Raw genomic sequence first — 11,572 nt, forward strand, 5'->3', positions numbered from 1 at the left:
GTTGCGTGCTCACGCCTCAGCTCCGCAGAGATTCGGCAGCTGCACGCCGGCCGCGTTGGCAATGGCGGCGCTGCTTACTAGAGCGATGGCGGCCTTGATATCGGGGTGCATGTAACGATCGTCTTCGAGCTTGTGCACCTCGCGTCGCAAGGTGGTGCGAACAGCTTCGAGCGCTGGGCTCGACGTGAGCGGCGCATGAAAGTCACAAGCCTGGCCGGCCGCGAGCAGCTCGATGGCAATGACCGACGCGACGTTGTCGATCATCGGTAGCAAGCGACGCGCGCCATGCGCAGCCATCGAGACATGGTCTTCTTGGTTGGCGGACGTCGGAATGGAATCGACGCTGGCCGGGAACGCCTTCTGTTTGTTCTCCGACACCAACGCCGCCGCGGTGACTTGCGGGATCATGAAGCCGGAGTTCAAGCCCGGCTTGGGTGTGAGGAAAGCCGGCAAGCCCGACAATGCCGGGTCGATCAGCATGGCGATGCGCCGTTCGGCAATCGAGCCGATCTCACACAGCGCCATGGCAATCATGTCGGCGGCAAAGGCCACCGGCTCCGCATGGAAGTTGCCGCCCGACAGCGCTTCGCCGGTATCGGCGAACACCAGCGGATTGTCCGAGACGCCGTTGGCTTCAGTATCCAGAAACGTTGCGGCCTGACGCAGCAGATCCAGGCACGCGCCCATGACTTGGGGTTGGCAACGCAAACAGTAGGGATCTTGGACGCGCTCGTCGTTGACCAAGTGCGAGGCACGCAACGCGCTGCCTTTCATCAAGCCGCGCAGAGCGTCGGCCGCTTCGATCTGGCCGCGATGTTTGCGGAGCAGATGAATTCGCGTGTCGAACGGTGTGTCCGAGCCTAACGCAGCGTCGGTGGTCAGAGCGCCGACGACCAACGCGGTTTGGTAAATCACTTCGGCTTCGAACAGCGCGGCAAGTGCAACGGCGGTCGAGAACTGCGTGCCATTGAGCAGCGCCAGTCCTTCCTTGGGCCCAAGGACGAATGGTTTCAGTCCCGCCAGTGCGAGGCCTTCGACTGCCGAGATTCGACCTTTCGCAGTGAAGACTTCACCGACACCCAGCATCGCGGCGGTCATGTGAGCGAGCGGTGCGAGGTCGCCGGACGCGCCGACTGAACCCTGCGCCGGAACGACCGGGATGATGTTATGCGCCAGCATCGTTTCCAGGAACGCGAGCGTCTCGATGCGAATGCCAGAAGCGCCTTGGCCGAGGCTGGCCAATTTCAGAGCCATCATCAGTCGTGTGATGTTCTCCGGCAGCGGTTCGCCAACACCGGCGGCATGTGACAGCACGATGTTTCTTTGCAGCTGAGCCAGGTCGGCTGCGTCGATACGCACGCTGGCCAGTTTGCCGAAGCCGGTGTTGATGCCGTAAACCGGCTTACCATCGGCGACGATCTTTGCGATCACCGCAGCGCTGCGCGCGACGGCGGCTCGACAGTCGTCGTGCAATTTCAGCCCAGCGCCGCGATAGATGGCTCGCCAATCAGCCAAAGCTACCGAGCCTGGACGTAGAACAAGCGCGGTCATTGGCCTCTCCAAATGCGGGCAACCAGCGGATTGAATCCCATGCGATACACGAGCTCGGACAAGCTTTCGATCTCCCAAAGGGCCAGGTCGGCGTACTTGCCGTTCTCCAGCGAACCGGTTTGCGTTTCCAGGCCCAACGCGCGGGCGGCTTCGCGAGTGACACCGGCGATGCACTCTTCGACAGTCAAACGAAATTGAGTCGCGGCCATGTTCATGGCCAACAACGGCGATGTGAGCGGGGACGTGCCCGGATTGCAGTCCGTGGCAACAGCCATCGGCACGCGGTGTTTTCTCAGCAGCTCGACGGGCGGGCGAGTCTGTTCACGCAGGAAATAGAACGCGCCGGGAAGCATGACAGCGACCGTGCCGGCTGCGGCCATCGCTGCGATACTGGACTCGTCGGAATGTTCCAGATGATCGGCCGACAGCGCGCGATGATGAGCAGCGAGACCGGCTCCATTCAAATTGGAGAGCTGGTCGGCATGTAACTTCACCGGTAGACCCAGGGATGCAGCCGCTGCGAAGACGCGTGACACTTGCTCGGGTGAGAACGCAATCGACTCGCAGAAGGCGTCGACAGCATCGACCAACCCTTCGCTCGCGAGCACTGGAAGCATGCTGATGACGTTGTCGATGTAGCGGTCTTTGCCATCGACAGCCTCGGGCGGTAACGCATGCGCGCCCAGAAACGTCGTCGAGACTGTGACCTTGCGTTGCTGCGCCAGGCGACGAGCCACTCGCAACATCCTTTGTTCGGTGGCCAAGTCGAGGCCGTAGCCCGACTTGATCTCAACGGTCGTCACGCCTTCAGCGAGGAGTGCGTTTAGACGTGGCGCAGACTGACGCAGCAACTCATCTTCGCTAGCAGCGCGGGTAGCGCGCACGGTAGAGAGAATGCCGCCACCCTGGCGCGCAATCTGTTCATAGCTCACGCCTTGCAGGCGCAGCTCGAACTCTTGCGCACGATTGCCGGCGAACACGAGGTGCGTGTGACAGTCGACCAAGCCAGGGGTGATCCAGCGACCTTCGCAATCGGTGCTTTCGGCACCGGCTACCAACGAGGCGGGTAGGGAAGTTTCCGGGCCGGCATAGACGATGCGCTCGCCGCGCACGGCAACGGCGCCTTTATCCACCACGCCCAATCCTGCCGCGCCTCTCGCCAAAGTAGCGAGTCGTGCATTACGCCACACGCGGGTTGCAGGATCGAGGTTCATGGGCCGGGGTCCGGGCAGCGGCTAATGTATAGCCATAAAGCCAAATGTATAGGCATAATGAGCCCCGATGCAACTGCTGCATCGGGTAGCCCGGAGCGAACGCGTGCCAAACATCTACGCCGCACAGGTGCTGACAGCCCAGGGCTGGCGCCATTCCGTGCGGTTGATCCTGGAGTCCGGGCGCATCGCGGCCGTACACGCCGGCGTCGCTCCCGAGCCGGGTGATGATCGCCACGAAATCATCGTGCCGGCACTAGGCAATCTACATAGTCACGCGTTCCAGCGGGGCATGGCCGGACTCGCGGAGATTGCGGGCGACTCGGCGGACAGTTTCTGGAGCTGGCGCGATGTCATGTATCGCTTCGCGCTACGCATGAACCCCGATCAGTTCCAAGCCATTGCGGCGCAGGCCTACGTCGAGATGCTGGAAGCAGGCTTCGGTCGGGTGGGCGAGTTTCATTATCTGCATCACGATTGCGACGGGCAGCGCTATGCAGATATCGGCGAGTTGGCAGGCAGGGTGGCCGCGGCTGCTGACGCCACTGGCCTTGGACTTTGTTTGTTGCCGGTCTTCTATGCGCATTCGTCGTTCGGCGGCGCTCCGCCGGGGCACGCGCAACGTCGATTCATCAACAACCTCGACAGCTATCACGCGCTGCTCGAACGTTGTCGTCAGTTGACTGCGAACTTGCCGGCCGCTGTAGTCGGTGTTGCGCCTCATAGCTTGCGAGCGACCACCAAGGACGAACTGCTGGCCGTCGCGCAGATGGCAGGCACCCGACCGGTGCACATTCATATCGCCGAGCAGACGGGAGAGGTCGACGAGTGCCTGGCTTGGTCCGGCTCGCGACCGGTCGCGTGGTTGCTCGAGAATGCGCCAGTGGGGGAGAACTGGTGCCTGGTGCATGCCACCCATGTCGATTCAGCCGAGATTGCGGGTATCGCGGCGGCGGGTGCAGTCGTGGGCTTATGTCCGGTGACCGAAGCAAATCTCGGCGATGGCGTGTTTCCACTGAGCGAGCTGCTGGCGCGCCGTGGTCGTTTTGGGGTCGGCACGGATTCCAACGTTCATATCAATCTCGCCGCGGAGCTGTCTCTACTCGAGTACTCGCAGCGTCTGACGCACCGGGCTCGCAATGTGGTGAAGCGGGCATCCGATTCGACCGGACGCGCTATCATGGAGTTCGCGCTGGCCGGCGGCGCCCAAGCGCTCGGCGGCAGTGGGCATCTTCGAGAAGGCGCGGCAGCGGACTTCGTGAGCTTGAACGGGCAGCATCCAGCCTTGTTTTCACGGAACGCGGATGCACTGTTAGACGCTTGGATATTCGCGAGCGCCGGCAATCTAGTCGACTGTGTTTGGGTTGCCGGCAGAAAGCTGGTCACCGGCGGCGTGCATGTTGCCCGGGAGCAGATTCGCGGCAAGTTTCAAGCAGCCCTGCAGGAGTTGTGTAGTTGATGCGAGCAAAGCGGCAATGAGTGCGAGCGAAGCAATTGGCGACAAGTCGTCCATGTCGCTGCATCAACGCATTCTCACCGACATCCAGCACCTGATTCTCACTGGCACGTGGGAGCCGGGGCGCAAGATTCCGGTCGAGCACGAGTTGATGAAGCAGTACAACTGTTCGCGGATGACCGTGAGCAAGGTGCTCACCCAACTCGCCAACGCTCGCATGATCGTGCGCCGGCGCAAGACCGGCAGCTTCGTCAGTCGGCCGCATTCGCAGTCGGCGGTGCTGACCATTCCCGACATCAAGACCGAGGTCGCCGCACTCGAATTGCCGTATAGCTTCGAGGTGTTGCACAAGTCGAAGCGACGGAGCACGGCCGACGAGCGCGCCATGCTGGGGTGTGAACGAGCGGTGTCGTTGCTGGAGATCGAGTGTCTGCATCGGGCCGGCGAGCGGCCGTTTTGCCTGGAGCAGCGGCTGATCAATCTGGACGCCGTACCTGAAGCGGGTAAGGAAAGCTTCGAGGACACTTCGCCGGGGGCTTGGCTACTGCGGCGGGTGCCCTGGACCTTGGCTGAGCATCGGATTCGTGCCGCTGCGGCCGATGCCGAGCAAGCCAAAGAACTCAAGATTCGACGGGCCGCGCCCGTGCTGACTATCGAGCGGACGACTCGTTCGGCGCAGTCGACGGCTATTACCTTCGTGCGCCTGATTTACCCGGCGGACCTGCATGAGCTGGTGGCGACCTTCGCCCCCGAGCAGGTCGGGCGCCCAGCGGGCTGATCAGGGATTCATGCCTCGCATCGCCAGCCAGGCGGCGGCGACCCACACTGTGCCTTTCAGGAACAAGAACAGGAACGCGGCCGTCGCGGCGTTCTTGACCCAGCCGCGCTGACTCTGGACATCGGCAGCGACGGAAACAGTCGGCATTTGCATTTCCCAGTCCTCGGCCTGCGGTGCTGAAACTGGTACCAGCATACGAGCGGCTGAGGGCCGCAAATATGGGCAACACGGCCGATTGGGGCTGCGTCCGGTGTTGAATTTAGCAATACGCCTTTCCGTGCCGGCGGCCTGAGGCAATGCCTTAGTAAGGTCGACCCCAGCCGCGACCGGCCCGGGCGCGCCCGGGGCGTTCAGGCTATGATCCGTGGCCATCACGGACTCGGATTCAAGCCATGTCAGCAAGCACCGCCGCGCCCCGGCGTTCCTGGTTTGCCTACCTGTCGGCGGCGCTAGGTCTGGCGAGCCTGTTGGGGGTGTTGTGCTTTCATTTCCCGGAGCTGCTCACCAGCCGGGACTTTCGGGCCGCCTACACCGAGGAGTTCGCGCGCCGGCTGTTGCTCATCGGCCTGATCGCAGCCTTCGTGCTCGGCACGGTGGCGGTGCTGAGAAACACCAACAAGCGGGTGGCCCTGACCGGCGTCGTCAGCGCCGGGCTGGCGGTGTTGCTGGGGGGCGCGACCATCCAGTTCGACGCCATCGAGTCGACGCCGTTCTCATTGGGCCTGGATTGGTTCGTGATCTCGCTGTTCTTCTCGGCGCTGGTGTTCATCCCCATCGAGAAGGCCATGGCCGTTCGGCAGATGTCGCCGCTGCGAGCCGAGTGGCGCACCGACCTGGCGTACTTCTTCATGAGCCACATCTTCGTGCAGTTCATTCTGATCGCCGTGACTGCATCGACGGCTACCGTCGCAGCGTTCGCCGCGTGGCCGAGCTTGCAAGCCAGCATCCAATCCCTGCCGGTGTGGGTACAGTTCCTGCTGGCGGTGTTCTGCGCTGACCTGGCGCAGGCGCTGCTCCATCGCGCGTATCACAACATTCCGTGGTTATGGCGCTTTCACGCCGTCCATCATTCCAGTCGTAACATGGACTGGCTGGCCGGCTCGCGCGTGCATGCGGTCGAGATCATTCTGACACGCAGTTCTGTTCTGCTGCCGCTGGTGGTGCTGGGCTTCTCGTCAGCCGCAGTGAATGCGTATGTGATTCTCGTCGGGCTGCAAGCAGTGCTCGCTCACGCCAACCTGCGCCTGAACTTCGGTTGGCTCGAATACCTCCTGGTGACACCTCGCTATCATCATTGGCATCACGCTCGTGACGCCGCTTATGTCGATGTGAATTACGCGATTCATCTGCCGTTGATCGACATGCTGATGGGCACGTTCAAGCGCCCACCGCCGGCACAGTGGCCGGCGGAGTACGGTGTGATGAAACTCGAGACCGTGCCGACCGGCTTCTGGCCGCAGGCGTGGATGCCGTTCCGCTCGAAAAAGACTTTCGAGCAGTTCGTCGGTCAAGACGATACTCGCTGATCCCATGATGTTTTCCGACGACCCAGAAGAGCAGCGGCCGGTAGCGGTGCCGCACACCGAGCTTTCGCCTGAAGCGTTGCGTGGCGTCATCGAATCTTTCGTACTGCGCGAGGGAACGGAGTACGGCGAACGAGAGTTCACGCTCGATGAAAAGCTGGCGCAGGTGATGCGACAGCTGCAACGAGGCGAGGCGCAAATCATGTTCGATCCAGTGTCGAGTTCCGTCAGTATCGTGGTGCCGAATCGATGAGCCAACGTGACTACAACCTGTTCGTAATCGGTGCTGGCTCGGGCGGCGTGCGTGCGGCGCGAGTGTCCGCGGCACACGGTGCGAAAGTCGCCATCGCCGAGGAGTATCGAATCGGCGGCACGTGCGTCATTCGCGGCTGCGTGCCGAAGAAGTTGCTGGTGTACGGCGCCCACTTCGCCGAAGACCTGGTCGACGCGCGTCGTTTCGGTTGGCACGTGCAAGATGCCAAGTTCGATTGGCCGACGCTGCGTGACAACGTCTTGGCAGAAGTCACGAGGCTCAGTGGTCTCTACACGCAGACCCTGCAGAACAACAAAGTGACCATGCTGGAAGGGCGCGCCGTCGTCACCGGTCCCCACAGTGTTCGCGTCGGCGACAAGGAAATCACCGCGGATACGATTCTGATCGCCACCGGCGCACGTCCGCATGTGCCCGATTCGCCGGGTTGCGAGCATGGCATCACTTCGAATGAAGCATTCCATCTGGAGAAGTTGCCGAAGCGCATGTTGATTTCGGGTGGCGGTTATATCGCCAACGAGTTCGCGGGAGTGTTCAACGAGTTCGGCGTCAAGGTGACGTTGATCAATCGCTCGGACACCATTCTGCGTGGCTACGACGCGCAGATCCGTGACCGGTTGTTACAGATCTCGATGGCCAAAGGTATCCAGTTCCTGTTCAACTCGCCCATCGACAAAGTCGTCAAAGAGCCGAGCGGGGCGCTCACGGTGCACATGCCGGGCGGCCCGGTCGAATGCGATGCGCTGATGTTTGCTACGGGCCGCGTGCCGAACACTAAGGGCTTGGGCTTGGAAAGCGCTGGCGTGAAGGTCGATGAGAAAGGCGCGGTCGCGGTCGATGACCAGAATCGCTCGACGTGTCCTTCGATCTATGCCGTCGGCGACGTCACCAATCGTGTGCAGCTCACGCCGGTGGCCATCCGCGAAGGCCAGGCATTCGCGGATACGATATTCGGCAACAAGCCCACCAAAGTCGACTACAACTGCATTCCTTCGGCTGTGTTCAGTCATCCGCCGCTCGCGGGTGTCGGGCTTACAGAAGGCGAGGCGCGCAATGCCTTCGGCGCGGTCAAGGTGTACGCGGCGGACTTCCGCCCGATGAAGAACGTGTTGGCCAATCGCAATGAACGCGCGTTGTACAAAGTCATCGTGGATGAAGCCAGCGAAAAGATCGTCGGCGCACACATGATCGGCCCGGACGCACCTGAGATTCTGCAAGTGCTGGCGATCGCCGTGAAAGCCGGGCTGCGCAAGTCACAATTAGATGAAGTGGTCGCGGTTCATCCCACCATGGCTGAAGAGTTGGTGCTGCTGAAGTAGAGGGTAGTCGACATGGCGGAAGCGACGAGTGAGCGACCCGAAGGCGCGGCGGCGGACTGGACCATCCCGCAGGAATGGGAACGTTACACGGCGGCGGAACACGCCATGTGGGATTACCTGTTCGAGCGGCAGGCGAGCATGCTGCCGGAACGGGTGGTGCCGGAGTTCATGGATGGCTTGAACGTCTTGCGCATGACGCGCAAGGGCATTCCGCGTTTCGATGAATTATCCGAGCGGCTGATGAAGGCGACCGGCTGGCAAGTGGTTGCAGTGCCGGGCTTGGTGCCGGAGAAAGTGTTCTTCGAACATCTGGCCAATCGCCGCTTCGTCGCGGGCCGGTTCATTCGCACCCCGGAACAGCGCGACTATCTGAAAGAGCCGGATATCTTTCACGACGTGTTCGGGCACGTGCCGTTGCTCGCCAATCCGGTGTTCGCCGATTACATGCAGGCTTATGGCAAGGGTGGATTGCGCGCCGATGGGTTCGGCTCGCTCACTTCGCTGGCGCGGCTGTATTGGTACACCGTCGAGTTTGGGTTGATTCGACACGGCGACGCGCTCAAGTTGTATGGCGCGGGCATCGTGTCTTCGTATGGCGAGTCTGTGTTCGCGCTCGACGATGCTTCGCCGAATCGCTTGGGCTTCGATCTCAAGCGCATCATGAAAACTCACTATCGGATCGACGACTATCAACAGTCGTACTTCGTGATCGATAGCTTCGAAGATCTGTTACGCCAGACCGTCGAGACCGACTTCGCGCCTCTGTACGCGCAGATCAGAAACGAGGCGCCGATTCCAACCGATACCGTTCTGCCCAGCGACCGCGTCTACCACCGCGGCACTCAAGCCTATGCTCGTGCCAAGGCTGAAGCGTCGGGCCGCTTCTTCCTCGGTAAGGTGCCGGTGAGCGAGCCCGTCAAAGTCGCGCCTTTGACTACCGTGCAACGCTCGGAGGCGCTCGCAGCTTTGCCTGCGTGGACCTACGATAAGAATCGTCGCGCCTTCTATCGCAAGCTCACGTTCAAGGATTTCTCGGCGGCCTTCGGTGTGATGACTCGGATCGCGCTGGAAGCGGAGAAGACCGATCATCATCCGGAGTGGACCAACGTCTATAACCGGCTCGAGATCTGGCTCACCACCCACGATGCCGGCGACGTTAGCGATAAAGACATCAAGCTGGCCAAAGTGATCGATGCACTGGCGCCGCAGGGAGCAGAGTAACGACGCCAAGAAGGGCAAGGCGATGCTAGATGCGATGGCTGCCGCGAAGGGGCATTGACGCGAGCTTTATTCGCCCTGGTCTTCGTCGATCTTGAGTTCGCCGCGTTCGTAGGCGTCGATGAGTTTTCTGGCGGCGACTTGGTCGTCTTCATCGACCATCAGGGCGAGATGGCCCATCGCCGGCAATTCTCCCAGACCACCTTGCAGCAGCGCGCCTTGCAGGAACGTCTCGATGCCGTGCTCTCGCAACAAGCCGGCGAGCAGGTGGGCTTCGACATAGTCGCTGCAGCGAAAGATTCGAATCACGATGCCTTCTTGGGATTGCCGGACAGCGCCGGTAGTAAACCTCATTCTTTGGCGAAGGTCACGACGATCTTGTTGCGCTGATAGGCCAGTTGCTTTGGATCAGCCGTGGCTTTGATCAGCAGCTGGTAGGAGAGTGGTGTTCGTGCTTCGATCTCTGCGCCCGTCACTTTGTCGATCTGCCAGGCCGTGCGCAGTTCGAAGCGGGTGGATTCGGAGGGGCGGTGATCGAACTCGATGCTGTAGGTTCGGTCGGTTAGGCTGACGCCTACGACTTTCGCTGCGCGGCTGGGTTCGCCAATGATGGGATGAGGAACGGGCGGGCTGAGCGCCACGCCGCCGCTATGAGCGATACGGACGGTTGCTTCGCCGCGAGGTAGATCGAAGTCGACACGGGCGTGGGTGTCTTGCGAGTTTTGCGTGAGAGTCGCGTCAACCGCGCGCTGGTCGACGGTTGCGCCTTGTATCGTCGCGCCGAGCGGCAGCTCTGGATCGAAGGACACTTTGACGGGGTTGCCGTCGTTGCGAATCCGCAGCGTTGTTTCGCCGACTGTCTGTTCCAGGCTCAGTGAGACCATCGCATCACCGACGCGCACTCGCTGCACAGTGAGCTTGTCCCAGCTCGCAGGAAGATGTGGCGCGAGCTGCAAGCGACGCGCGACGCCATTCACGCGTAGGCCGATCAAGTCCTGCACAGTCGTGGTCAAGAACGACGCCGATGACCACGTTTGTTCCGGCACGGACTCGATGCCGGGGCGATAGAAATCTCCAGCCAGCGTCTCATGCATATGACCGGGTGAATCCAGCCAGCTCCACGGAACCAGCGCGCTCCAAATCGGAAACGCCGTAGCTGGGCGATGAGCGGCCCAGAAGGCGCTGGTCACCCCCGCGGTGCCGATGGCCCAGACGCTGCCGCTGGCATACAAGTGCGGGTCGTACGTTGGGTCGTTCGCGGCTTTGCCTCTCGTGCCCCAGTCGGTTTGAAAATCAGCAGACGCAATTTGATCTAGCGCTATGCCTCGCTGCTCTGGAGAGAACAACGACTGCTTCACGACACCGATCCCGCGGATGTCACGATCTAAGAGCGGCGAGCCGGCACGGGTGAGACCGCTGATCCAGAAGCGTCGCTGTTCGTCCCAGAAGTTTTCGCTGACGACCTGGTGTGCTCGTAGGCTCGCAGCCAACGCGGTCTTTGCAGGACCTTGCCGGCCGACGGCTTTGGCAAGCGTTGCGTAAGCTTCTGACGCAGCGATCCAGCCGGCGGATAGCGTTAGTTCTTCGCTGAGTGCGTCTTGTTCGTTCGAGCCTTGTTTGTCGCTCGGAATGCGAGGCAGGCCGTCTTTGTTGTCGAGTAGAGAGCGGCAGTACCGGTATGCAGCTTCAATAGCTGACCAGTGTTGTTTTATGAAGCCTAGATCGCCAGTGGTTGTGTAGTACTCGGCGAGGATCTCGAGAAAGTCATAACTCAGGTCGACGTGTCCGAACATGTAGGGGTACTTGTGCCATTCCATGGCGCCGGCACTCTGCGAGAGTTCGTGCCAGATCATGCCGGTCTTGCGGTCTTGATACTTGATGATGAATTCAAGTTGCTCGCGGGCCCGGTCGTTGCGCCCGGCGGCGAGCAGGGCACGAGTTGCGATCATGCCGTCGCCGGCGAAGAACCAGTTGTACTGCGGCCGGCGAGCTTTGCGAGAGGGGCCGTAGCCCGCGACCTGGCCGCAGCCAAGGTCGGTGTTGCAAACCCAGGCTTGCTCCAAGGCGACTTGCGCCCAAGCCAACGCTCGATTGACGTCTGCGTCGGGCGTTTGGATTTGCAGGCCCTGATGAAGCGTTTGCTCGTAGTGGCGAGCTGCGACCTGCTCCAACCTGCGATGTTCGTTCAGCAGGGCCCGGGCCATAGCGATCAGATCGCCGCCGGTGGCGATCGCACCGGGTTTTG

11 protein-coding genes and 1 pseudogene are annotated in these 11,572 nt (G+C 61.4%); 7 read left to right on the top strand and 5 right to left on the bottom strand.

Annotation, left to right across the window (positions count from 1 at the left end; genetic code table 11):
* Nucleotides 1-9: 9 nt before the first annotated feature.
* Both hutH and hutI read right to left on the bottom strand, forming a co-directional pair.
* The gene (hutH, locus tag JNL55_RS23035; RefSeq protein ID WP_293859550.1) at nucleotides 10-1,551 is read right to left on the bottom strand and encodes a histidine ammonia-lyase; all 1,542 of its coding nucleotides are present in this window, start codon (nucleotides 1,549-1,551) and stop codon (nucleotides 10-12) included.
* On the bottom strand, nucleotides 1,548-2,765 hold the full coding sequence (gene hutI, locus JNL55_RS23040) for an imidazolonepropionase (protein WP_293859552.1): 1,218 nt from the start codon (nucleotides 2,763-2,765) through the stop codon (nucleotides 1,548-1,550). Before hutI ends, hutH begins: the two co-directional genes overlap by 4 nt.
* A 103-nt stretch (nucleotides 2,766-2,868) precedes the next feature.
* Here hutI and JNL55_RS23045 point away from each other — a divergent pair, with 103 nt between their 5' ends.
* Both JNL55_RS23045 and hutC read left to right on the top strand, forming a co-directional pair.
* The gene (locus JNL55_RS23045) at nucleotides 2,869-4,221 is read left to right on the top strand and encodes a formimidoylglutamate deiminase (RefSeq protein ID WP_415923145.1); all 1,353 of its coding nucleotides are present in this window, start codon (nucleotides 2,869-2,871) and stop codon (nucleotides 4,219-4,221) included.
* A gap of 16 nt (nucleotides 4,222-4,237) precedes the next feature.
* Entirely contained in the window at nucleotides 4,238-4,996 is a 759-nt protein-coding gene (gene hutC / locus JNL55_RS23050; protein WP_293859558.1) for a histidine utilization repressor, read from the top strand.
* Here hutC and JNL55_RS23055 read toward each other — a convergent pair whose 3' ends face one another.
* Nucleotides 4,997-5,143, bottom strand: a complete 147-nt coding sequence (locus JNL55_RS23055) for a hypothetical protein (protein WP_293859561.1) — start codon at nucleotides 5,141-5,143, stop codon at nucleotides 4,997-4,999. It lies immediately after the preceding gene.
* 245 nt (nucleotides 5,144-5,388) lie between these two features.
* Here JNL55_RS23055 and JNL55_RS23060 point away from each other — a divergent pair, with 245 nt between their 5' ends.
* From JNL55_RS23060 to JNL55_RS37495, 5 genes and pseudogenes are all read left to right on the top strand, one after another.
* Nucleotides 5,389-6,522, top strand: coding sequence for a sterol desaturase family protein (locus JNL55_RS23060; RefSeq protein WP_293859564.1), 1,134 nt, complete (start codon nucleotides 5,389-5,391; stop codon nucleotides 6,520-6,522).
* Between the two features lie 4 nt (nucleotides 6,523-6,526).
* Entirely contained in the window at nucleotides 6,527-6,772 is a 246-nt protein-coding gene (locus tag JNL55_RS23065; protein WP_293859567.1) for a YheU family protein, read from the top strand.
* Nucleotides 6,769-8,109: a glutathione-disulfide reductase gene (gene gorA, locus JNL55_RS23070; RefSeq protein WP_293859569.1), complete on the top strand. Its 1,341-nt coding sequence runs from the start codon at nucleotides 6,769-6,771 to the stop codon at nucleotides 8,107-8,109. The genes JNL55_RS23065 and gorA overlap by 4 nt, the downstream gene beginning before the upstream one ends.
* Before the next feature lie 12 nt (nucleotides 8,110-8,121).
* Nucleotides 8,122-8,976, top strand: a pseudogene (gene phhA, locus JNL55_RS23075) (phenylalanine 4-monooxygenase); the annotation flags it as partial.
* A gap of 72 nt (nucleotides 8,977-9,048) precedes the next feature.
* The gene (locus JNL55_RS37495) at nucleotides 9,049-9,330 is read left to right on the top strand and encodes a 4a-hydroxytetrahydrobiopterin dehydratase (protein WP_415923146.1); all 282 of its coding nucleotides are present in this window, start codon (nucleotides 9,049-9,051) and stop codon (nucleotides 9,328-9,330) included.
* A 66-nt stretch (nucleotides 9,331-9,396) separates the two neighbouring features.
* Here the strand turns inward: JNL55_RS37495 and JNL55_RS23080 are convergent, their stop codons facing one another.
* Together JNL55_RS23080 and JNL55_RS23085 are read right to left on the bottom strand one after the other, a co-directional pair.
* Nucleotides 9,397-9,636 (bottom strand): DUF2007 domain-containing protein, encoded by a 240-nt coding sequence (locus JNL55_RS23080; protein WP_293859575.1) that lies wholly within the window; start codon nucleotides 9,634-9,636, stop codon nucleotides 9,397-9,399.
* A 41-nt stretch (nucleotides 9,637-9,677) separates the two neighbouring features.
* Nucleotides 9,678-11,572, bottom strand: a 1,895-nt coding sequence (locus tag JNL55_RS23085; RefSeq protein ID WP_293859578.1) for an amylo-alpha-1,6-glucosidase, incomplete at its 5' end; no start/stop codon positions are given.

Origin of the sequence: Steroidobacter sp. (genome assembly GCF_016790065.1) — a bacterium.
Taxonomy (GTDB): Bacteria; Pseudomonadota; Gammaproteobacteria; order Steroidobacterales; family Steroidobacteraceae; genus Steroidobacter.

Coding starts and splice junctions, on each gene's coding strand:
- JNL55_RS23060 (WP_293859564.1), top strand. CDS start 5,389: ATGTCAGCAAGCACCGCCGCGCCCCGGCGTTCCTGGTTTGCCTACCTG.
- JNL55_RS23065 (WP_293859567.1), top strand. CDS start 6,527: ATGATGTTTTCCGACGACCCAGAAGAGCAGCGGCCGGTAGCGGTGCCG.
- hutH (WP_293859550.1), bottom strand. CDS start 1,551: ATGACCGCGCTTGTTCTACGTCCAGGCTCGGTAGCTTTGGCTGATTGG.
- hutI (WP_293859552.1), bottom strand. CDS start 2,765: ATGAACCTCGATCCTGCAACCCGCGTGTGGCGTAATGCACGACTCGCT.
- gorA (WP_293859569.1), top strand. CDS start 6,769: ATGAGCCAACGTGACTACAACCTGTTCGTAATCGGTGCTGGCTCGGGC.
- JNL55_RS23055 (WP_293859561.1), bottom strand. CDS start 5,143: ATGCCGACTGTTTCCGTCGCTGCCGATGTCCAGAGTCAGCGCGGCTGG.
- hutC (WP_293859558.1), top strand. CDS start 4,238: ATGAGTGCGAGCGAAGCAATTGGCGACAAGTCGTCCATGTCGCTGCAT.